The sequence below is a fragment of the Lentzea kentuckyensis genome (genome assembly GCF_002150765.1).
GTDB lineage: Bacteria > Actinomycetota > Actinomycetes > Mycobacteriales > Pseudonocardiaceae > Lentzea > Lentzea kentuckyensis.
On the sequence record NZ_MUYM01000015.1, the window covers coordinates 260,714 to 282,741 of the forward strand.

The 22,028-nt window shown below is 69.3% G+C and carries 20 protein-coding genes; 11 read left to right on the forward strand and 9 right to left on the reverse strand.

Going from position 1 to position 22,028, the window contains the following annotated elements; genetic code table 11:
- Positions 1 to 233: 233 nt before the first annotated feature.
- On the forward strand, positions 234 to 6,689 hold the full coding sequence (locus tag B0F77_RS09570; protein WP_211293732.1) for an RHS repeat-associated core domain-containing protein: 6,456 nt from the start codon (positions 234 to 236) through the stop codon (positions 6,687 to 6,689).
- Positions 6,690 to 6,968: a hypothetical protein gene (locus B0F77_RS09575; protein WP_086662440.1), complete on the forward strand. Its 279-nt coding sequence runs from the start codon at positions 6,690 to 6,692 to the stop codon at positions 6,966 to 6,968.
- Here the strand turns inward: B0F77_RS09575 and B0F77_RS09580 are convergent.
- Complete coding sequence (locus B0F77_RS09580) at positions 6,919 to 8,277, reverse strand: cytochrome P450 (RefSeq protein WP_086662441.1); 1,359 nt, start codon at positions 8,275 to 8,277, stop codon at positions 6,919 to 6,921. The genes B0F77_RS09575 and B0F77_RS09580 overlap by 50 nt on opposite strands.
- Positions 8,278 to 8,375: 98 nt before the next feature.
- On the opposite strand from B0F77_RS09580, the gene B0F77_RS09585 reads away from it, so the two are divergent.
- Entirely contained in the window at positions 8,376 to 9,512 is a 1,137-nt protein-coding gene (locus tag B0F77_RS09585) for a HEAT repeat domain-containing protein (RefSeq protein WP_086662442.1), read from the forward strand.
- Here the strand turns inward: B0F77_RS09585 and B0F77_RS09590 are convergent.
- Positions 9,509 to 10,249, reverse strand: coding sequence for a DeoR/GlpR family DNA-binding transcription regulator (locus B0F77_RS09590; RefSeq protein ID WP_086662443.1), 741 nt, complete (start codon positions 10,247 to 10,249; stop codon positions 9,509 to 9,511). The genes B0F77_RS09585 and B0F77_RS09590 overlap by 4 nt on opposite strands.
- A gap of 49 nt (positions 10,250 to 10,298) precedes the next feature.
- On the opposite strand from B0F77_RS09590, the gene B0F77_RS09595 reads away from it, so the two are divergent.
- Entirely contained in the window at positions 10,299 to 10,664 is a 366-nt protein-coding gene (locus B0F77_RS09595; protein ID WP_245847915.1) for a DUF4406 domain-containing protein, read from the forward strand.
- On the opposite strand, the gene B0F77_RS09600 is transcribed toward B0F77_RS09595, so the two are convergent.
- Positions 10,619 to 11,257, reverse strand: a complete 639-nt coding sequence (locus B0F77_RS09600) for a phosphoribosylanthranilate isomerase (RefSeq protein WP_086662444.1) — start codon at positions 11,255 to 11,257, stop codon at positions 10,619 to 10,621. The two genes, B0F77_RS09595 and B0F77_RS09600, sit on opposite strands and share 46 nt — an antisense overlap.
- Positions 11,258 to 11,344: 87 nt before the next feature.
- On the opposite strand from B0F77_RS09600, the gene B0F77_RS09605 reads away from it, so the two are divergent.
- Positions 11,345 to 13,069, forward strand: coding sequence for an L-aspartate oxidase (locus tag B0F77_RS09605; protein ID WP_086662445.1), 1,725 nt, complete (start codon positions 11,345 to 11,347; stop codon positions 13,067 to 13,069).
- A gap of 46 nt (positions 13,070 to 13,115) precedes the next feature.
- On the opposite strand, the gene B0F77_RS09610 is transcribed toward B0F77_RS09605, so the two are convergent.
- The 3 genes from B0F77_RS09610 to B0F77_RS09620 all read right to left on the reverse strand — a co-directional run bounded on the left by B0F77_RS09610 (position 13,116) and on the right by B0F77_RS09620 (position 15,106).
- Entirely contained in the window at positions 13,116 to 13,550 is a 435-nt protein-coding gene (locus tag B0F77_RS09610) for a cupin domain-containing protein (protein ID WP_086662446.1), read from the reverse strand.
- Positions 13,551 to 13,594: 44 nt separating this feature from the next.
- Positions 13,595 to 14,182, reverse strand: coding sequence for a DUF4360 domain-containing protein (locus tag B0F77_RS09615; protein ID WP_086662447.1), 588 nt, complete (start codon positions 14,180 to 14,182; stop codon positions 13,595 to 13,597).
- Positions 14,183 to 14,281: 99 nt separating this feature from the next.
- The gene (locus tag B0F77_RS09620) at positions 14,282 to 15,106 is read right to left on the reverse strand and encodes a class II glutamine amidotransferase (protein WP_086662448.1); all 825 of its coding nucleotides are present in this window, start codon (positions 15,104 to 15,106) and stop codon (positions 14,282 to 14,284) included.
- Positions 15,107 to 15,202: 96 nt separating this feature from the next.
- Between B0F77_RS09620 and B0F77_RS09625 the strand changes: the two genes are divergently transcribed.
- Complete coding sequence (locus B0F77_RS09625) at positions 15,203 to 15,652, forward strand: hypothetical protein (RefSeq protein WP_143466657.1); 450 nt, start codon at positions 15,203 to 15,205, stop codon at positions 15,650 to 15,652.
- Between the two features lie 98 nt (positions 15,653 to 15,750).
- Positions 15,751 to 16,611 carry a class A beta-lactamase gene (gene bla / locus B0F77_RS09630; RefSeq protein WP_425435646.1) on the forward strand — a complete coding sequence of 287 codons (861 nt, stop codon included), beginning with the start codon at positions 15,751 to 15,753 and terminating at the stop codon, positions 16,609 to 16,611.
- On the opposite strand, the gene B0F77_RS09635 is transcribed toward bla, so the two are convergent.
- Positions 16,604 to 16,984 (reverse strand): GyrI-like domain-containing protein, encoded by a 381-nt coding sequence (locus B0F77_RS09635; protein WP_143466658.1) that lies wholly within the window; start codon positions 16,982 to 16,984, stop codon positions 16,604 to 16,606. The genes bla and B0F77_RS09635 overlap by 8 nt on opposite strands.
- A gap of 127 nt (positions 16,985 to 17,111) precedes the next feature.
- On the opposite strand from B0F77_RS09635, the gene B0F77_RS09640 reads away from it, so the two are divergent.
- The gene (locus B0F77_RS09640) at positions 17,112 to 18,809 is read left to right on the forward strand and encodes a cellulase family glycosylhydrolase (RefSeq protein ID WP_086662484.1); all 1,698 of its coding nucleotides are present in this window, start codon (positions 17,112 to 17,114) and stop codon (positions 18,807 to 18,809) included.
- Between the two features lie 36 nt (positions 18,810 to 18,845).
- Positions 18,846 to 19,712: an NAD-dependent protein deacetylase gene (locus B0F77_RS09645; RefSeq protein WP_086662452.1), complete on the forward strand. Its 867-nt coding sequence runs from the start codon at positions 18,846 to 18,848 to the stop codon at positions 19,710 to 19,712.
- On the opposite strand, the gene B0F77_RS09650 is transcribed toward B0F77_RS09645, so the two are convergent.
- Positions 19,701 to 20,057, reverse strand: coding sequence for an RNA-binding S4 domain-containing protein (locus B0F77_RS09650; protein ID WP_245847918.1), 357 nt, complete (start codon positions 20,055 to 20,057; stop codon positions 19,701 to 19,703). The genes B0F77_RS09645 and B0F77_RS09650 overlap by 12 nt on opposite strands.
- A gap of 27 nt (positions 20,058 to 20,084) precedes the next feature.
- Between B0F77_RS09650 and B0F77_RS09655 the strand changes: the two genes are divergently transcribed.
- Positions 20,085 to 20,618 carry a chorismate mutase gene (locus tag B0F77_RS09655; protein ID WP_245847916.1) on the forward strand — a complete coding sequence of 178 codons (534 nt, stop codon included), beginning with the start codon at positions 20,085 to 20,087 and terminating at the stop codon, positions 20,616 to 20,618.
- A gap of 13 nt (positions 20,619 to 20,631) precedes the next feature.
- Here the strand turns inward: B0F77_RS09655 and B0F77_RS09660 are convergent, their stop codons facing one another.
- The gene (locus B0F77_RS09660; RefSeq protein ID WP_086662486.1) at positions 20,632 to 20,955 is read right to left on the reverse strand and encodes an STAS domain-containing protein; all 324 of its coding nucleotides are present in this window, start codon (positions 20,953 to 20,955) and stop codon (positions 20,632 to 20,634) included.
- 118 nt (positions 20,956 to 21,073) lie between these two features.
- Between B0F77_RS09660 and B0F77_RS09665 the strand changes: the two genes are divergently transcribed.
- Positions 21,074 to 22,028 (forward strand): glycosyltransferase (locus B0F77_RS09665; RefSeq protein WP_086662454.1); only part of this gene is annotated, 955 nt, incomplete at its 3' end.

The following is a 22,028-nucleotide window of genomic DNA, read 5'->3' on the forward strand; positions in this document are numbered from 1 at the left end:
GAACCGTGTGGCCCAGCCGGTGATCACCCTTACGGCGCAGTGCGTATTCCATGCGAGGGAGTTCCCTTACCGCTGATCGTCCGCATGGCTCCCCCGATCGGCCTCCTCCGACCTGCCCCACTTCACGCAAATCAAACGTTTGGGGTGGTGTCGAGTCCCAAGCCGGAGTACGACCTAAGGCCAACGGGGGTTCAAGCCTGACCAATGGGGGAGTCATGGCTGATCATGCGTCCTTGCGTCGTGCTGTCCGACGGGTGTCGCTGTTGTGCGTCGGCACGTTGGTGGCGTCACTGCTGCAACCCGTCGTGGCTCCTTACGCCGCGGCAGGCGATCCACTGACAGTCCAATCAGGACAAGGTCCGGCCGACCGGCCGATGCCGGATTCGGTGCGGCCCAACGAGGCTTTCCCGCTGGACAAGCGGCCACCGGTCGTACCGCCGGGCGTCAAGGCAGGGGCGCGGCCGCAGCAGCTGAGCGCCGAGCGGTGGGCTCAGGTGCCCAAGCCCGGTGACGCCAGGAAGCAGCAGGAAGAGGTCTTCACGGAGCTGTTGCTGCGGCCCGGTTTCGTGCTCGGCGACACCTCGCTGGTGACCTACTTCAACCTCCAGGGCGACCAGAAGTCGTTCGACAGCTGGAAAGTGACGCTGTTCGACGCGGCCACCGGGACCGAGCAGACGTCGACGTCGTTGTCCAAGGACGAGCTCGACCGGGCGGTGTGCGGTACGCCGCGCAAGTACTGCCGGTCGTTCGGGGCGGCGGACGGCTGGGTGCTCGATGCGGCCAAGGAGTACTTCGTCACGATCACCGCGGTGTTCGCGGACCGTGAGGTCGTGTCGGCGCCGTCGGAGAAGGCCAAGCCGCGCACGACGATCGTGCCGCCGGCGATTCCCGGCAAGCAGGCGGCGGGGTGCACGTGTGCCAACGCGCTGGGCATGTTGGCGACTCCTCAGGCCGTGCGGGCCATGGGGGTCAACACCGGCACTGGTGCGTACACGCGCACTGAGCAGGACCTGGCGATGGCGAGCTTCGGTGTGCCGTTCATGTCGGCGCGCACGTACTCGTCGAACGGGCCGATCTCCGGGCCGTTCGGGCCGGGCTGGGCGTGGATCTACGGCATGCGCGTCACCGCCTCCGACGAGGGCGCCGTGGTGCGGGCCGAGGACGGGTCCGAGGCGCTGTACAAGCTGGTCGACGATGCTTTCCAGCGGCCTCCCGGCGTGCGGTCGACGTTGACGAAGACGGCGGACGGCTGGGCGTTGCGCACGCCCAACCAACTCACCTACGGCTTTGACGCGCAGGGCCGGCTGACCGGGATCACCAACGCGCGCAACGCGGGCGTGCGGCTGGCCTACGTGGCCGCGACGACCGGTGACGCGCCGGAGATGACGATCACCGACTCGTCCGGGCGCGTCGTCAAGGTCCAGATCGAGAAGGACCTCGTCCAGGAGATCTCGCTGCCCGACGGCCGCCGGGTGCGGTTCCACTACGAGAACTCGCGGCTCGCCGTGGTCAAGGACGCCCGCGACAACGCGTGGAAGTACGTCTACGACGCCGCCGGGCTGCTCACCGAGGTGAAGACCCCCAAGGGGTTCGCCGAGGTGCACAACGCCTACGACGCGAACGGCCGGGTCACGAGCCAGAAGGACGCGCTCGGCAAGGAGACCAGGTTCGAGTGGAACGCCGCCGAGCAGGAGGCGAAGACCACCGACCCCGACGGCGTGCTGGTCTTCGACGGGTATCGCGGCAACGTGCTGATCCACACCCAGCGCGGCAACGGCGACACGATCAACCACCGCTACGACCCCGGGCTGAACCGCAACCTCGTCGTCAACGGCAACCAGAACCAGCACCAGAGCCAGTTCGACGCCGCCGGCAACCCGATCGAACGGACCGCGCCCGCACCGTTCGCCTTCGGTGACAAGACGAAGTACGACGAGCGCAACAACCCGATCGAGCACGTCGACACCAGGGGCAACGTCTGGAAGGACGCCTACAACGAGTTCAACGAGCTCGTCGAGAGCACCGACGCCGAAGGTCACAAGGTCCGCTACACCTACGACGAGCGCGGTCTGCTGGTCTCCAGCACCGACCAGCGCGGCAAGGTGTCGCGGTTCGAGTACGTGCCCGCCGGCAAGGAGAACTCGGGCATGCCGACGGCGACGATCTCGCCGGAAGGCAGACGCACCGAGTACGACTACGACCGGACCGGCCGCCGCACCGAGATCGTCGACCCGCGCGGCGCGGTTCCCGGCGTGCACAAGGACAAGTTCACCACCCGCTACCGCTACGACGCCCAGGACCGCGTCCTCGAGGTGAAGCAGCCGGGCAAGGAGGGCACCTGGCGGACGTTCTACGACGAGCTCGGCCGGGCGAAGTCGAAGTTCAGTCCGGAGTGGACGAAGCTGGAGTTCACCTACCTGGACAACGGCCTGCTCAGCCGCGCGGAGGACGCGCGCAAGCGGTCGCTGTTCACCTACACCGACGCGGGCCGGCGCAAGACCGTCTCGGTGGACATGCACAAAGAGCCGGACATCACCACCAGCTACACCTACAACGCCAAGGGTCTGGTCAGCACGGTCACGTCGCCGCGCGGCAACCTGCCCGGCGCGAACCCGGCCGACTTCACCGCCACCTACCACTACGACGCCAACGACAACCCGATCCGCATCTCCCGCCCGTATCCCGGCGGCCGGATCGTGAGCCGTGACATCAAGGTCGACGCGCTCGACCGCACCACGTCCAAAGTGGACGAACTGGGCAAGACGTCGTCGTTCGACCGCGACAACGCGGGCAACATCACCGCCACCACGGACAACCTCGCCCGCACCACGCGGATGGACTACGACCGCAACAACCGGCAGACCGGGATCAACGAGGCCCGCGGTGGTGGCACCAAGTTCACCTACGACGAGGCCGGCCACAAGATCAAGGCCGTCAGCGCCACCGGTGGCGTCACGACCTGGACCTACACCGACGACGGCCTGCTCTCCAGCGCCACCGAACCGCGCGGCAACGTCGAAGGCGCCGACAAGGAGCGGTTCACCACGCACCGCGAGTACGACCTCGCCGGCAACCCCACGAAGATCATCGACCCGCTCGACAACGCCACGTCCTACGTCTACGACGCCAACAGCAGGCTGAAGTCCGTCACGGACGCCAAGGGCCGCCCGACCCGGTACACCTACGACGAGGACGACCGGATCCGCGCGATCAACACCGCGGACGCGCCGTACGACGAGGACGACCCGTTCGACAACGCCACGGTCTACGAGTACGCGGCCGACGGTCAGCTGAAGTCCGTGCGCGACCCGTACGGCAACCGCACCGAACTCGGCTACGACGAGGCCGCCCGCCTGGTCTCCAGCACCGACCCGCTCGGCCGGCGCACCGAGGTCGGCTACGACGCGGACGGCAACCGGACGACGACGATCACGTTGCGGCCGGGGGAGAAGCCGAGCGCCGCGGAACGCGCGAAGCGCACCGTCACGGACCACTACGACATCGTCGGCCGCCGCGAGAAGCGCACGCTCGGGTCGGAAGGCCCGGTCTACGCGTGGGGTTACGACGCCAAGGACCGCATCAGCTCCTACGGCGACCCGGCCGGCGTGCGGGAGATGACCTACGACGACGAGGACCAGATCAAGGAGGTCAACCGCGTCGAGCAGGGCGGTCTGCGGGAGAAGTTCGCCTACGGCTACGACGTCAGCGGCAACATCACCTCGCGGGACTACCCGGACGGCACGAAGATCACCGCCGAGTACGACAAGGACAGCCGGATCACCTCGCAGACCGTGAGCGGCGGATCGGCGGGTGCCACGTCGTCGACCTGGCAGTACGGCTACGACGTCGCGGGACGGCGGACCAGCACCACGTTGCCCGCCGCGACCGGCCTGATCGAGAGCCGCGTCTACGACGACGCGGGCCGGTTGACCGGCATCGGTACCTCACGCGTGCCGCAGCAGCCTGGTCCGCAGCAGCAAACCGTTGCGCCGCAGGCGACCGCGAACACCGGTGCGCCGAGCGAACCACGTGAGGTGAGCGCACAGCCCGGTGCCGGGCTCGCGGTCGTCTCGTGGAAGCCGCCCGCCTCGTCCGGAGGTTCGGCGATCAGCGGGTACGTCGTCACGGCGCAGCCCGGTGGCAAGACCGTCGCGGCGACGCCGGGTGCCACCAGCGCGGTCGTGACCGGGCTCGATCCGGGCACCGCGTACACGTTCACCGTCACCGCGCAGAACCAGTCCGCGACCGGGCCCGCCTCGGCGCCGACCGCCCCGGTGACGCCGCTGCCGGTCCCGCAGGACCCGGTGTCGGGCTTCCAGCTCGAACTCGACCAGGTCGGCAACCCGACCAAGGTCGTCACCACCCGCGGTGGCGTCTCGGAGTCCGTCGCCTACACCTACGACAAGGCCGACCGGGTCACCGCGGCCTGCTACGGCGTGGCCTCCTGCAAGGACAAGGGTCTCGGGCGGATCGAGTACGACTACGACCTGCTCGGCAACCGCACCAGCGAGAAGCGGTCCGGCAACGCGGGCACCGAGGACACGAGGTACGAGTACGACGCCGCGAGCCAGCTGCGCAAGGCGGTGAGCCGCAACGGCGGTCACACCGCGGTGGTCGACTACGACTACGACGAGCGCGGCAACCAGACCGGTTCCGGCAAGGACAAGTTCACCTACAACCTCGACAACACCCTGGCCAGCGCCACGGTTCAGGGCCGCACCACGACGTACGCCTACGACGCCACCGGGCTGCGCCAAACGGCCAAGACCGGTGACACGACGCAACGCTGGTCGTGGGACGTCAGCGGGTCGTTGCCGCAGATCGCACTCGACACCGTGACCGACAACAGCGGTGCGGTGCGGGAGAAGCGCGGCTTCACCTTCGGCCCGGACGACGAACCGCTGGCGTTGCTCGACCCGGCTTCGGGCGCGCACCCGTACACGCACGACTGGCAGGGCGGCGTCGCGAACATGCTGTCGCCGGCGGGACAACCGGAGTGGGCCTACGACTACGACCCGTTCGGCAACCCGCGCGTCGGCGAGACCCTGAAGCAGCCCTCCGCGCAGGCCGCGCCGGGCAACCCGTTGCAGTACACGGGCGCGTACCAGGACTCGTCGAGCGGTAGCGGGAACTACTTCCTGCGGGCTCGCAACTACAACCCCGGCACCGGCCGGTTCACCACCACCGACCCGCTGCCGCGTGGCGGTCCGGCCGTCTCGCCGTACGTCTACGCGGACAACAACCCGCTGGCGTTCACCGACCCGACCGGCATGCTGCCAGAGGGCGCGGACGCGGGTGCGGCACCGGATCCCGGGCCCAGCCCGGAGGACGTGGCCAAGGCCAACCAGCTGCAGAGCAAGAGCGTCCTCGACGTCATCCTCGAAGCCGGTGGCCAGATCCTGATGGAGATCCTCGGGATCAACGACCTGATGGCGTGCCTCAAGGGCGACATCGGCGCCTGCGTGATGACGGTGATCGGCGCACTGCCGTGGGGCAAGATCTTCAAGGCCAAGAAGATCGCGGAAGCCCTGTGGCGCGCGGGCAAGGCCGTGATCACGTTCTTCAAGGAACTGGAATGGGCCCGCGCGATCCTGCGCGGTGCCGAACGGGCCGCCGAGGCGGCCAAGGCCGCCGCTGCCGCCGCGGCGAAAGCGGCCGCGGAGAAGGCCGCGGCCGTCAAGGCAGCCGCAGAGGCCGCGGCCAAGAAGGCGGCGGAGGAGGCCGCCGCGCGGGCCAGAGCCCTGGCGGCCAAAGCGAAAGCGGCGACCAAGAAGGGCGCCGGGTCGTGCAAGCACAGCTTCCCGGTGGGCACGCTGGTGCTGATGGCCGACGGCTCCACCAAGCCGATCGAGCAGGTGCAGCCGGGCGAGGCCGTGCGGACCTCGTTCTCCCAGGGCGGCGCGGTGTCCCAGGACAGCGGGATCTCCCAGAACAGCGGGATCTCCCAGGACAAGGGCGCCGACCAGGTCACGCACACCATCCGCACCGACGACGACAAGCACTTCGTCACGATCGTGCTGTCCGACGGCGGCAAGGTCGACGCGACCGAGAACCACCCGTTCTGGTCGGTGACGCGGAAGCAGTGGGTCGAAGCGGGCTCGCTCGCACCCGGTGAACTGCTGCGCACCGCCGCCGGCACCTACGTCCAGATCAGCGCGGTCCGCAAGTACGAAGGGGCACAACGGACCCACGACCTCACGGTCGACGCCCTCCACGCGTACTTCGTGCTGGCGGGTACCACCCCGGTACTCGTCCACAACTCCGACACCCCGTGCAAACCGCAGGCCGAGAACATCGTCGAATGGGTCGACGAGGGCGGTAACCTGCGCGCGGGCAAGTCGGCGGGCATGAAGCCGGACGCCTACGAGTACCAGTCGGGTGTGCCCGGTGCGAGGTCCAACGCCGTCACCGGCCGTGGTCAGGCCCCGCAGCTCGAGTTCGTCGACAACGCGGGAGATACGATCAGGGCCAAGTTCGACGGCGTCAGCGGCAACGAGGTGATCGACCGCAAGCTCGACGTCAAGTGGACCGAGAAGACGGCGGACCTGGCCCGTCGTCAGGCCGCGACCGCGGCGCACCACGGTCTGCAGGCGGTGTGGGAACTGCCGACCGCGAGGGCGGCGGGAGGTGCGAGCCGGTTCCTGAATCACAACGGCATCGAGGGCATCTTGGTGAGGGTGGCTCCCTGAATGAACATCGAACCCCTGGTCCGCGCGATCGTCTCCGCCTTCCTGTTCCTCGAGCACTCGGGTGCCGACGAGATCGACCCCGATGCCGCGGCGCAGGGCGAGGAGAACATCGGTGACGAGCTGAACGCGCTGACCGACGCGGACCGGGTGGAGTTCCGGCGGGTGCTGGAGGAGATCGCGTCCTCCTCCAGCGACCCCGGCTACGCGGAGTTCGTGCGCAGGATGCCGTTCATGCTGTGGGGGCCGGACGAGGACGGGCCTGACCCCTCGGGGTCGTAGCCGATCCGAGCCTGGCCGGCAGCCGTTCGAAGCCGCGCAGGATGCGGGTCGGCCGGCGACGCGCTCCGGGCAGCGGCTGGAGATCGGGGAAGCGGTCGAAGATCGTGCGCAGGCCGATCTCGCCCTCCATGCGGGCGAGCTGGGCGCCCAGGCAGTAGTGGCGGCCGGCGCCGAACGACACGTGGTCGCGCGCGTTCGGGCGGGTCACGTCGAACGCCAGGGGGTTCTCGAAGACGGACGGGTCGCGGTTGGCGGCCGCGAGCACGGTCGTGACGAGCTGGCCGCGGCGGACCGGGACGCCGGCGATCGTGGTGTCGGCGACGCACATGCGGCCGGTCAGCAGGACCGGCGGGTCGAAGCGGAGGACCTCGTCGACGGCGTTGCTCCACAGTTCTGGTTGGCGGCGCACGGTTTCGAGCTGTTCGGGGTTGGCGGTCAGCAACGCGATGCCGTTGCCGAGGAGGTTGACGGTCGTCTCGAACCCGGCCGCCAGCACGAGTCCGGCGGTGGCCTTGAGCTCGCGTTCGGTGAGGCCGACGCCGTCCTCGCGGGCGGTGATCAGGCGGCTGAGCAGGTTGTCGCCGGGTTTGGCGCGCAGGGTGTCGAGGTGGCGGGTGAGCCAGGCGTCGAACGAGTTGAGCGTGGTTTCGACGTTGCGGAAGACCCGCCAGGACAGGCCGAGGTCGAGGCTCGGGGCGGCGGCCGCGCCGAGGGCCAGGACGGTCGCGCGCTCCTGTGGCGGGACGCCGAGGATCTCGCTGATGACCGTGACCGGCAGCAGGCCGCAGTAGGTCTCGATCAGGTCGACCGGGTCGGCCGGGTCGAGGCCGTCCAGCAGTTCGTCGGCGATCGCCTGGGTGCGGGCGCGCAGCTGCTCGACCGCGCGGGCGGTGAAGACGCGGGTGACGAGCTTGCGGTAGCGGGTGTGCGCCGGCGGTTCGGTGACCAGCAACGACGGTGGCTGCACGGGATGCATCACCTCGGTGGCGGACCACGCGGCGAGCTTGCCGAGGATGCCGGCTCCGTACCTCGGACGGGTCGTGACCAGGGCGTCGTTGGTCAGGACCTCCTTGACGACGGCGTGCCGGGCCGTGGTGTGGCCGACCTGGGTGACCGCGAGCGGGCCGCGGGCGCGGATCTCGTCGAACAGGCCGGTCAGGTCGGCGCCGGTGGAGGCCTCGACGGTGATGCGGCCCTGCAGGTCGCCGCGACGGGCCGCGAGGCGCAGCACCGCCCGTGGCAGCGCGTGGCCGATGCCCCAGCGCACTGCCGGTTTGACGTGCTCCTCAGCCAGGTTTGAGGTACTCATCAGTTCCGCAGCTAAGCGAGTGCGCGGCTCCGCGTCAAGGGTGGGCCGTCCGGCGGAACTGAAAGTCCACTTCGGACCAACGAGTATTCTGCCGCGCCATGGAAATCCGGGCGCTGCTCGACCGCATGACGCACGAGGACAACCGGCGCGAGGTCGGGGACTTCGTGGCCGAGCACGGCATCACGTCGTTCGACGAAATAGCCGACGTGATCGCGACCTCCGACGACGGTCAGGTCGTGCGGTCGGCGTGCCGGGCGTTCACCATGCTGCACGCCGGGGACGAGGTCTACCTCGCCGCGACCCGGCACCCGCACGCGACGGTGCGCCGGATGGCCGCGAGCATGTTCCGCGGCGAACAGGCGTTGCGATACGCCGGAGAACTGCTACCCGTGCTGGCCGACGAGGACCACTACGTGCGGCGGGAAGCGTTGTGGGCGTTCGGGACCATGGGGCCGGACGTGTTGCCGCTGCTGCAGGAGACGCGCCGGACGGCCAAGGGCGCGGTGCGCAGGGGAGCGCTGGCGGGGATCGTCGAGGTCGCCGGCCCGGACGCGATGTCAGCCCAGGACCGCGCGATGATCGAGCGGTACGTCCGGTTCAAGATCGAAGAAGAGCGGTACGGCACCGAGGAGATGCATCTCTGCGGTGGCTGGTTCGCGATCAGGACCGAGGACCAGAACGCCGTGCTCCAGGTGTGCGGCCTGCAGGACCCGACGCCGGTCACCAAGGTCCTCGGCGGCGCGGCCTGGAACAACGACCATCACGCGTGGGTCAAGGACGAGGAACACGTGCGGTGCGCCAGGGTCTACGTCACGGGCTCGTGGGGCGGCTGGACGCTCGTGTTCGGCGAACCGTTCGAGCACGCCGACAGACCGGTGACGGAGATCTGCGCGGTGCTGAGCGCGGCTTTCGGCGAAGCGCACTACTACGGCATGAGTTGCGGTGACGGCTGGACGGCGTGGTGCATCGCGAGAGGTGGCGAGATCGTCCGCTACTACGACGCGTTCAAGGCCGACGAACAGATCGGCGAACTCGAGGTCGAGGACGGCTGGGGACTGCCGCACGACTGGAGCGACGAGAACGAGGACCTCGAGGACATCTGGGCGACCGACGTCGCCGAGGAGTTGTCGGTCGACCCCACCTGCTTCGAGGGTGACATCGAGGGTCACGGCGTGCTCGCGCTGACGCAGTGCGGCCGGACGTACGGCTCTCCCAAGGGTTTCCTGGAGATCTAAGCCCGGATCACCGGCACCTCCAGCGCCCGCACGGTGTCGTTGTCCGCGTCCGTGACCACGCCGGCGACCTCGCTGAACGGCAGCACGCCGAACCGGGACGCCGTGCCGATCTTCTCCGAGCTCGCCAGCACGTACGTGTCGGCGGCCTGATGCGCCAACGCACGCTTCATCGCGGCCTCGTCGGCGTCGCCGGTCGTGAGGCCGGCTTCGGGGTGCACGCCCGTGACGCCGAGCAGGAACACATCGGCGTGCACGCCCCGTGCGGCTTCCACGGCTGCGGCACCACAAGCGACCATCGAGTGCTTGAAGAGCCGCCCGCCGATCACATAGACGTCCACGTTCTCGTGCTCCTCCAACGCGCTCGCGATCGTCGGACTGTGCGTGACGACCGTGGCTTCGAGATCGAGCGGTAGGGCGCGCACGACGGCGAGGGTGGTCGTACCGCCGTCGAGGATCACCGTCGCGTGCGGCTCGATGAGCGCGGCTGCTGCTCGCGCGACCCGCTGCTTGCCATCGATCTGCACGTTTTGGCGCGTTGTGTAGTCCGCGATCGCCGGCGAGACGGGCAACGCACCGCCGTACACGCGTTGGCAGAGGCCGGCCGCCGCGAGTTCGCGCAGGTCACGACGGATCGTGTCCTCCGAGATGCCCACTTCGGCGGCGAGGTCCTTGGCGACGATCCGGCCGTCGACGCGCAGGCGTTCGAGCAGCAGATCACGGCGTTGGGCGGCCAGCATGCACGTTTCTCCTTGTTTTTGCCGAGTCTTGCACATTATGGTCGGTCGCATGCTGATTCTGATCGCAGGGCCCTACCGCTCGGGCACCGGGGACGACCCCGCACTGATGGCGCGCAACCTCGAACGGCTGGAGGAGGCCGCGTGGCCGATCTTCCGCGGTGGCCACGTGCCGATGATCGGTGAGTGGGTGGCGCTGCCGGTGCTGCGCGGTGCCGGCGGCTCTTCGCCTGCCGACCCGATCGCCGCGGAGATCATGTATCCGACCGCGGAACGCCTGTTGCGGCACTGCGACGCGGTACTGAGGTTGCCCGGCGAGTCGACTGGCGCGGACGAGGACGTGCGGATCGCGCGCGAACGCGGTCTGCCCGTTTACGAACGAGTCGACGACATTCCGGGCTGCACGGCGTTGAGCTGACCGCGGGCGGCGGCGACGAACGCGCGCATCCGGCCGTGGTCCTTGACGCCACGGCTGGACTCGATGCCGCTGGACACGTCCACCCCCCACGGCCGGGCCACGCTGATCGCCGCGCCCACCGTCTCCGGGTCGAGCCCGCCCGCCAGCACCCACCTGCCTTCCGGCTGCTTCTCGCGCAGCCGCGTGATGTCCCACTGCTCACCGGACCCGGCGACCGGCGAGTCGATCAGCAGCAGCTCCTCGCCGAACGCGCCGGTGCGCACGTCGGTGTCCGGCCCGAGCGCGGTCGCCCGGACGAGCTGGAACGGCAGGTCCGCCAGTTCGTCGAACGCTTCCTTCGGGTAGTCGCCGTGCAGCTGCAACGCCTTCACGCCGGTCTTCAGCGCCATCGCACCGGCTTCGGCGGCGGTGATGCCGCGCACCACGGCGACGGTGAGCACATCGTCCGGCACGTCGGCGACGAGCCGGCCGGCCAGGTCGACGTCGATCTGGCGCGGGCTGGTGGTCAGCACGAAACCGACGGCGTCGGCGCCGGTCTCGACCGCTACGGCGACATCGGACTCGTTGCGCAGACCACAGAGCTTCACGAACACGAAGCCGATTCTAGTGGCGCGGCTAACAGTCACACATCCCGGCGCTGCGCGGTCCTACTTGTAGAGACACGGGCAACGGAGGCCGCGATGACTGAACATCAGATGTCCACCTCAGTACTGGTGATCGGCAGCGGCGGCGCGGGACTGCGCGCCGCCATCGAGCTCGCCGAGCGCGGGGTCGACGTGCTGGTCGTCGGCAAGCGCCCGAAGGCCGACGCGCACACCGCGCTCGCCGCCGGTGGCATCAACGCTGCCCTGGGCACCATGGACGCCGAGGACACGTGGCAGCAGCACGCGGCCGACACCATCAAGGAGAGCTACCTGCTCGCCAACCCGGACATCGTCCGCATCGTCGCCGAGCAGGGGCCGCGCGGCATCGAGGACCTCGAACGCTGGGGCATGCCGTTCGCGCGCGAGGCCGACGGCCGCATCTCGCAACGGTTCTTCGGCGCGCACACCTTCCGCCGCACGTCGTTCGCCGGCGACTACACCGGGCTGGAGATCCAGCGCACGCTCGTGAACCGGGCCACGCAGCTCGGCATCCCGATCCACGACACCTGCTACATCACGCACATCCTGGTGCGGGACAACGTCGTTTTCGGTGCGTACGGGTTCGATCTCAACAACGGCACGCGGTACGTGTTCCACGCGGACGTGGTGATCCTCGCCGCGGGCGGGCACACCCGGATCTGGCGGCGCACGTCGAGCCGCCGCGACGAGAACACCGGTGACTCGTTCCGTCTGGCCGTGTGCGCGGGCGGGCGGATCCGCGACCCCGAGCTGGTCCAGTTCCACCCGTCGGGCCTGCTCGAACCGGAGAACGCGGCCGGAACCCTGGTGTCGGAGGCGGCCCGCGGTGAGGGAGGCATCCTCACCAACGCGCTGGGCGAGCGGTTCATGGCCCGCTACGACGTCAGGCGCATGGAACTGTCCACTCGGGACAGGGTGGCGCTGGCCGCGTACACCGAGATCAAGGAAGGCCGCGGCACTCCGAACGGCGGTGTGTGGCTGGACGTCTCGCACCTGCCGCGCGAGCAGATCATGCGGCGGCTGCCCAGGGTGTACCAGACGCTGCTGGAGCTGCAGATGAAGGACATCACCCGCGAGGCGATGGAGATCGCGCCGACCGCGCACTACTCGATGGGCGGCGTGTGGGTGTCACCCGACGACCACTCGACGGGCGTGGACGGTCTCTACGCGATCGGCGAGGCGTCCAGCGGCCTGCACGGCGCGAACCGGCTCGGTGGCAACTCGCTCATCGAACTGCTGGTGTACGGGCGAATCGTCGGCGAGGCGGCCGCGGAGTACTCGGCTTCCCTGAGCGCGCAACGACGTTCGCTGACCGTCCTCGGCGAGGCACGTGCCGAGGTGGACGGCCTGCTCAACGCCGACGGACCGGAGAACGTCCGCGCCCTGCAACGCTCACTGCGCAACACGATGACCGAGCACGCTGGTGTCGTCCGCGACGAAACGGGGCTGCGCAAGGGACTCGCCGAGCTCGACGAGCTGGAGGACCGCATCCGCGACGTCGGCGTGCACCCGGATCTGGCCGGCTACCAGGATCTGGCCCACGCCTTCGACCTCAAGGCCTCGGCGCTCGCCGCGCGCGCGACCCTCGAGTGCGCCCTGGAACGTCGCGAGACCCGCGGCTGTCACAACCGGTCGGACTTCCCGGACCTCGATCCCGCGCAGCAGGTGAACCTGGTCTGGGCGGGCCCCGGCCGGATCGACCGGGAGGAGATCCCTCCGGTGCCGGACGAGATCGCGTCGCTGATGAGGGACGTCGACACGACCGGCAAGCTGGTCGAGTGACGTGGAGGGGCGGGCGCACCGGGGATGGGCGCCCGCCCCTCGCGCGTCAGGGCCGCGCCGCCCGCAGATGCCTGCGCGCCTCCAACTCCTCCGGTTCCACGACGGTCAGCATCGGCTGGCCCGGCGCGCAGAACATCGTGACGACGAAAGCGGATTCCTCGTCGCTGAGGTGGTTGCCGTCCTGGTAGTGGATGACGTCACCGCCCGGTTCCCAGAACGTCCCGCCCGCGGGTACGACCCGTTCCGGCTCGCCTTCGAGTTCGAAGACGATGGCGCCCTTGACGACGTAGCCGTACGCGGGGCCGGAGTGCCGGTGGGGTGGGGCGCCGGGGCTGTTCGGCGGCAGCGTCACGAAGATCGTCATGGCCTCGGCACCGTCCGGGATCTGAGGTGCTCCCGGCACGGTGCCGATGACGTCGATCTTCGGCGGCGGGCCGCTCTGATCGGGATTGTGCAGCTGATGCGTGTGTTCGTGGCTCATGTCAGCTCAGACCGGACACGCCGTCGTTCTGTGACAGAGCGGGGTCAGCAGCGCCGGACTCGCACCGCGCCACGGCTCGACTCCACGATCGCGAAGTTGAGCCGGTCCGGATCAGCGGAACCGAGGCTGACGCGCACCTCGGCGTTGATGTTGATGTTGCGCGGCGAGCCGCACGGCGACCACTGGACGTCCGCCGCGGAGGGGCGGTACTGGAGTTCCCAGTCGTCGCTGAACGGGCCGGTGAACGGCTGGCTCACCGTCGCGGTGGCCGACGAGCCCTGCAGGTAGGTGCTGATCCGGGCCAGGCCGGTCGCGCCGGCCTGCAGGTGCGTGTAGCCGTTGTAGGTGGTCCGCGCGAGGCCGTAGGTGTAGCCCTCCGGCACGTTGACGCGGATGTTGATCTGGCAGTTCTTCCGCTGGTCGACGGGCGAGGAGTCGTTGCCCGCGCGAGCCAGGAACTCGTGATAGCCGACTGTGAACGTTCTGCCGTCAGTCTGGACGTCGGCGTCGCCGGCCCGGCATCCCGAACCGTTGACGGTCGCGATCTCGAGGACGGGCGCGGGTTCCGCCGCGTCCTCGGTGGGGGCCAGGGCGGATAGGGCGATGAGTGCTGCCGCTGCCGTGGTGAGCATGAGGAACCTCTCCGAGGGGTTCGTGGCGGCGGCAGCACCAGACGCTAGTGACGAAAGCCGGTCCCTACCTGACGGTTGCCTGACGATTCCCGGTCCGGCTCACGGTTTGAACGGCAGCAGTTCCTCTTCCACGCCGGGCCGGACGATCACGCAGGTCGACTCCGGCACCTCCTGCCAGGCCCCGACCAGGTCGCCCAGCGGTTCGGACACGATCAGCCGTGAGTCGTCATCCACGTCGTGCAGCGCCGGGTTGTCCGGGTACTGCCGCCGCAGCGTCGACACGTCGGTGCTGTGGAACAGGGTCCGCGACTTACCCCGGCTGGAGTAGCGGAACGCCCAGGTGGTGGAGCCGTCCGTGGTCGCGACGGTCATCTGCACCGGGTACTCGACGCCCGCGCGCCGTCCGACGTCCTCGACGAACTCGACCATTCGCGCCACCGCGGCGGGCGGATCCTGCTCCAGCCCGAAGCTGACCGCCAGGTAGAACATGATCTCGGAGTCCGTCGAGCCCTCGATCAGCGGGAACAACAGCGGATCGATCGCCAGCATCAGTTCGCGCCGCACCAGCGCGAATTTCGGGATCAGGCCGTTGTGCATCCACAACCAGTTGTTCCAGCGGAACGGATGGCAGTTCGACCGTTGCACCGCACCGCCCGTGGACGCCCGCACGTGCGCGAACACCCGGTCGACGGTGATCTGCGCGGACAGTTCCCGCAGGTTGCGGTCGTTCCACGCCGGCTCGGTGCTCAGGAACAGGCCGGGAGTGGTCGTGCTGCCGTACCAGCCGATGCCGAACCCGTCGCCGTTCACCGCGGTCGCACCCAGTCGCGCGTGTTTGGACTGCATGACGAGCGAGTTCTCCGGCGCGTAGAGCAGTTCTTCCAACAGCACCGGCGAACCGGAATACGCGAGCCACCGGCACATGACGAACCTCCCTATACCCAGCGCTACATGGGAACATGTACTGGATGTGAACGCGACGTTTGCGGCGGCGCGCCTGTCTCGGGCAGCATGCATGGTGTGACCGTCCCTCCCGGCCTGCGGCAGCCGCCTTACGAGCAGCGCGGCAACTTCGAGACCATCGAGGTGTACGCGCCGGTCCAGACGGTTCAGGCACCCGAGCCGGTGGAGCAGCCAGAAGCCCGCGAGGAACGCGCCGACATCGCCGTCATCGGCCCGATCGCCGCCCTCGTGCTCGCCCTGACGATCAGCACGCTGATCCTGGAACACCCCGCCGCGCGCGCCGTCGCCGCCGGCCTGGCCACGGTCGGGCTGGTCGTGGCCGTGGTCCTGATGCTGATGGGCAAGCGGCCGCAGCCCGGCCGGCACGTGGCCCGGCACGCCATCGAGGGGGAGACCTCGGACCAGACCGGCACCGTGCGGTTCGCCCCCGGCCAGAACACGGCCGATCGGGACGGTACGGCGCGGATCGGCGGCGCCCACTGGAAGACCCCCGACCAGCGCCGCTGACCGGCATCGCGTGACAACCAGTTGATCTCTGGCGCGTCCTCACTTGTGGAGAGGTTTCCGAAAGAGGGGACAGGACGTTGAGTGTCAACCGACGTGCGGTGCTGGCTCTGGGCGCTGGAGCGGCGCTGGCCGTCGCCGTGCCCGCCACGGCGCAGGCCGCACCGCTCACCGGCAAGCTGCGCGAGCTCGAACGGCAGCACAACGCGCGGCTCGGCGTGTTTGCGACCGACACCGGCACCGGTCGCACGGTGCTGCACCGGGCGGACGAGCTCTTCCCGATGTGCTCGACCTTCAAGACCCTCGTGGCCGCCGCGATCCTGCGCCGCGACCACGACGGAACGTTGCTGAGCAAGGTGATCCACTACACGATGGACGACTGCATCAAGTCCGGCTACGCCAAGATCACCGAACAGCCGCAGAACCTCGCCAACGGCATGACGGTGTCCGCCCTGTGCGAGGCGACCATCACCTTCAGCGACAACTGCGCGGCCAACCTGCTGCTCAGGGAACTCGGCGGCCCCACGGCGATCACCCGCTTCAGCCGTTCGATCGGCGACCCGGTCACGCGCCTCGACCGCTGGGAACCCGAGCTCAACTCGGCGGAACCCGGTCGCACCACCGACACGACGTCGCCGCGCGCCATCGGCCAGAGCTACGCGCGGCTGACCCTGGGCCACGCGCTCAACCGAGCCGACGCCGACCAGCTGACGAAGTGGTTGCTGGCCAACACGACCGGCGACCACCGCATCCGCGCCGGGCTGCCCGCCGCGTGGCGCTGGGGCGACAAGACCGGCACCGGTCAGTACAGCACCACCAACGACGTCGGCATCGCGTTCCCGCCCGGCCGCGCGCCGATCGTGATCGCCGTGCTGTCGACGAAGAAGGACGCTCCGACAGGCGGGGCGGACGAGCCGCTGGTGGTCAAGACCGCCGAGCTGGTGGCGGCGTCGTTCAGCTGATCGGCACCCACAGCTCGATCACGGTGTGCCGCCGGTAGAACTCGACGAGCGGCCGCGAGGGGTCCCAGGGCCCGGCGGCCTTGAGCGTTTCCATGGCAGGGCCGATCCGCCCGTACAGCTCGGGCGGGTCGCCCTCCAGCACCGTGCGCCGGTACCGCCCGCCCGGCAGCACGCCCACGGTCAGCGAGAACGAGTCCGCGGGCTTGCGCGGCGTGCAGACCGTGTAGGTGCCGGCCGTCTCGTCCACGCGCGCGAACATCTTGCGCCCTTTGAGGCCCACCAGGTTCTCGAACCAGTTCCACGCTTCGCTCATCGCGGTGAGCTCGTCGGCGACGGTGTGTTCCAGCACCTCGACGTCAGCACGGTTGATCACGTCCACGACTCGATTCCCCCTTCGCAGTCGAACGCCCAGTCGAACGCTAGTCGAATGCCCGAATCATCAGCTAGCTTCCAACGCGAATCTGGTTCACGTTCCCGACGACGATGACGGGGTGGCGGCGATGCGGCGAGCAGTGCTCCTGGCAGTCCTGTTCCTGTTCTCCACGGTGATCAGCCCGGCACGGGCGGAGTCGTTCGACGGCTCCGAGCTCCGGGTGTCCGGTGGGGTGTTCCGTGACGAGCACGGCCGTGAGGTGGTGTTGCGGGGCTTCAACGTCTCCGGTTCGGCGAAACTGGCCGAGTACCGCGGGCTGCCGTTCGCGAACGTCGCGGACGCGCGCAAGTCGGCGACCGCGATGAAGCAGCTGACCGGCGCGAACGCCGTGCGGTTCCTGCTGACGTGGGCGTGGATCGAACCGCAGCGCGGCCAGATCGACCACACCTACCTGGACGGCGTGACCGCGCAGCTGAGGGCGTTCACCGACCAGGGCATCCGCGTCTACCTCGACTTCCACCAGGACCTTTACTCGCGGTACCTGTTCAACAAGGACAGCTGGTATACCGGCGACGGCGCCCCGGCGTGGGCGGCGAGCGGGTACCCGAAGGAGTCGTGCGGCCTCTGCTTCCACTGGGGCCAGAACATGAAGAGCAACAACGCCGTCATCGCCGCCACCTACGACTTCTGGCACAACCGCAACGGTGTGCAGGACTCGTTCGTCAACGCGGCCGGCGAGGCGCTCAAGCACGTCAAGCAAGCTTTGCCCGCCAACGAGTTCAAGCTCGTCGTCGGCGTCGACCCGCTGAACGAGCCCTACGCGGGCAAGTACGACAACGGTCAGAACTCGCAACAGTGGGAGCGCGACCTCCTGATGCCGTTCTACCAGCGTTTCCGGACGAAGATGGACGAGACGGGCTGGACCGCGAAGCCCGCGTTCGTCGAGCCGCTGGTGTTCTGGAACCAGAACGTGGACTTCTTCGCCGAACCCGGCGGCCTCACCCTGGTGCCGAACCTCGGCGAGCGGTTCGTGTTCAACGCGCACTTCTACGACGGCAAGGCGCAGTCGGGCGTGTTGATGCCGGGCAAGGCGGGCGACGGCCAGTACACCCAGGCGTTCGGCACGATCCGCCAACGCGCTGCCGCACTCGGCACCGCCGCGATCGTGTCCGAGTTCGGGCACCCGGTGGCGGGCAACACGTCCGACAAGACCCCGTCGGTGCTCAAGGCGATCTACCAGGGCCTCGACTCGAACGCGACCGGCGCCCGCTGGTGGTCGGCGCCGCGCGGCACGGTGGTCTCCGGCAGCCAGTGGCACTGGGACACCAACTACGGCCGGCACCACGAGCTGATGAACGACAACCCGGGCAAGGTCAAGACCGACGGCGACGCGATGAACGACGAGCACTTCTCGGCGGTCAAGCTCGACGACGCCGGCGCCCCGGTCCTCACCGTCGACCGCGCGATCGTCGACCGCGTCTACCCGCAGGCCGTCGGGGGCACCACGCTCGCCTTCACCTACGAGGACCGCGCCTACCAGACCTGGCAGCAGATCCCGCTGCCGAACGTCCGCGCGCTGGTCGGCTCCGCGCCGTTCGCCGTGCTCGTCTGGGACTCGAACGGGGGCTCCGCGCCGACCGAGCTGCACCTGCCGGACTCGCTGCGGTCACCGCTGGTCGTGAGCTCGGCGCCGTCGTCGGTCACCGGCGACCGGCTGCTGCTGCGAGGGGGCTCCGGACGGCAGTTCGCGCTGGTCACGGCCGCGTCGGGCGGCAACGTGGCCGCGGCGGAGGCCGAACTTCGCCAGTGGTACCAGAGTTGGTGACGGCGTCGGCTCGCCCACGCCACGTAGCCTGGTGAAGTGCGAACTAGGCCCACACTGAGCTGGTCGCCTTCGGGCCCGTCGCTGCCGCGCACCTCCACCCTGACCGACGTCGTCCCGATCGTCGCCGACGGCGGTGTGCTGGTGCTCAGCGGCGCGGGCCTGTCCACGGAGTCCGGCATCCCGGACTACCGCGGCGAGGGCGGTTCGCTGCGCAAGCACACCCCGATGACCTACGAGGAGTTCACCGGTAGCGCGGCCGGCCGGCAGCGCTACTGGGCCCGCAGCCACGTCGGCTGGCGGACCATCGCCCGTGCGCACCCCAACGCGGGCCACCACGCCGTCACGCGCCTGGTTCCGAAGCTGTCCGGCGTGATCACCCAGAACGTCGACGGCCTGCACCAGGCCGCGGGCACGTCCGGCGTCGTCGAGCTGCACGGCGGCCTGGACCGGGTGATCTGCCTGGACTGCGGGGTGTTGTCGCCGCGCGTCGAACTCGACCGGCGCCTGCGCGAGGCCAACCCGGACTTCGCCGCCACGACCACCGAGATCAACCCCGACGGCGACGTGTTCCTGCCGGAGGAACAGGTGCGCGGCTTCGAGGTCGTCGGGTGCGTCGAGTGCGGTGGTGTGCTCAAGCCGGACGTCGTGTTCTTCGGCGAGAACGTGCCGCGCCCGCGCGTCGAACAGTGCTACTCGCTCGTCGACAGCGCCCGCTCGCTCCTCGTTCTCGGCTCGTCCCTGACGGTCATGTCCGGCCTCAGGTTCGTCCGGCGGGCGTCCGAGTCGGGCATCCCGGTCGTGATCATCAACCGCGGCGTGACGCGCGGCGACCCGTACGCGTCGCTCAGGGTCGATCTGCCGTTGGGCACATCGCTGACGGAGCTCGTTGACCTAGTTCTGTGACCGGAACTGGTCCAGCACGCGGCGCTCCCGCTTCGTCGGACGGCCGGCGCCACGATCGCGCCGTGCGATCGGGATGTCCGGCGGTGGCGGGGGAGTGCGGTCGATGAAGCACGTGGACGCGTCCGCCGCGCCGACCCGTTTCTGGATCACGCGGACCACCTCGACGATCCACGTCTTGTCGTTCACGCGGACGCGGACCTGGTCGCCGGGCACCACGGTCGCGGAGGCCTTCACGGGCTTGTCGTTGATGCGCACGTGGCCGCCCCGGCACGCCGCGGCGGCGTCCGGGCGGGTCTTCGTCAGCCTGACCGCCCACAGCCAGCGGTCGATGCGCGTGGACTCCACCACGCCATCATGGCACTCTCGGAGATCATGAAGACTCTGGTGGTCGCTCTGACCCTCGCGGCGTCGCTCACGCCCGTCGGCCCGCTCGGTGAGCTCACCGGTCTCGCGGTGCAGCGCGTCCAGGTCGCGGACCTGGTGGCAGCGGCGAAGTTCGGCACGACCCAGCCCATCGACGACCCCGCGCGCGAACAGCAGGTGCTCGACGGCGTGCGCACCAAGGCGACCCAGCTCGGCCTCGACCCCGAGAACGCGGCGAAGTTCTTCCGCGCCCAGATCGAGGCGAACAAGCTCGTGCAGCGCGGCCTCTACGCGCGCTGGACCGAGCACCCCGAGGAAGTCCCGTCGCGGCGCCCCGATCTCGGCACCGAGGTGCGGCCGATCCTCGACCGGCTGACCACGGACATCCTCGCCGAGCTCAAGGACACCGAACAGCTCCGGCGCCCCACGCTGAGGTGTGAGATCCACGCGACGATCGCGGAACGGTCCGCCGTCGTGCTGAACCGCCTCGACCGGCTGCACGAGAACGCGCTGGCCGAGGCGATGAGCACGATCTGCGCCTGAAGCTTCCCCGGACTCAAAGCTCCACTGTGGACTTCAGGCCGAGCATTCTGGCGAGCCCTGACAGTTCGAGCACCCGCGCCACCTGAGGCGACGCGGCGGACAACCGCAGCCGGCCCGCGGCGGCCGACGCGCGGGCGTGCCCGCGTACCAGGGCGCTGATCCCGCTGGAGTCGCAGAACGTGACCCCGGTCAGGTCCAGCACGACCGAACGGTGGCCCTTGTCGAGGAGACGGTCGAGTTTGGTGAGCAGTCGTTCCGAACCGGTTCCGGCGAGTTCACCGGTGACGGTGAGGAGGGTGGAGGCAGGCGACGACTCGGTCACCGTGACTTCGAGCATTTCGCGGTAGTACCCAGTAGCCGCCACTCGGAAACCCGTGGTCCGCTCACCGGTTTCGAAGTTGTCCGGTGAGCGGACCCAGGAGTTCCCTCGCAGACAGCTGCGGAAGGGGACCCACGTGCGCGTGCTGCTGACCTCGTTGCCCATCCACTCCCATCTGATGCCGACGGTGGTGCCGCTCGCGCGGGCGTTCCGCGACCACGGGCACGAGGCGGTCATCGCGACCGGACCGGCGATGGCGCACCTCGACCACACCGTCGTGATGCCGGACATCCCCGCGCCACAGGACTTCGGCCCGCCACCGCCGTGGATCCCGGAACGTGACGGCATGTTGCAAGTGCCGCTGTGGGCCGAGGAACTGGTGGTCAGGGCGACCGCGAACCTCCTGGACTTCGCGCGCAACTGGCGGCCGGACGTGATCGTGCGCGAGACCAACGAGTACGGCGGCGAGTTCGCCGCCGAGGTGCTCGGCATCCCGCACGCCGTGGTCGACATCGCCCCGTTCGCGCCGCTGGAGATCCCGCGCCTGCGCGAACGCAAGGACGAGGTGCGCGCCAGGTTCGGGATGAGCGCGACCGAACCGAGCTTCACCGCCGGCCTCACGCCCGCGTCGTGGCACCCGGCCCAGCACCACTTCCGCGTGCCGACCAGCGGCAGGAGCTGGGAGAGCGCCCCGGAGGTGGTCGCGACCTTCGGCACCAACGCCGGCCTGCTGATGTCCGGCTCGAAGCTTCTCCACATCGTGGTCGAGGCGCTGGGCAAGGTGGCGGCCCGGTCGGTCGTCGCGATCGGCCGCGGCGACTGGACCGGGCCGCGGCCGTCGAACGTCCGGCTCGAACCCGAGATTCCGCAACAGGAACTGCTCAACACCGCCAAGGTGTTCGTGACGCACGCGGGCTACAGCGGGGTGCGCGAGGCGTTGACCGCGGGCGTGCCGATGGTGTGCCTGCCGTTGTTCGCCGATCAACCGCGCAACGCCGCACGAATTCAAGATCTCGAAGCGGGAGTCCAGGTGGACGTGAAAGGTCTTACCGCTTCCGCGCTCGCCGAACGTATCCAGCACGTGCTGGATA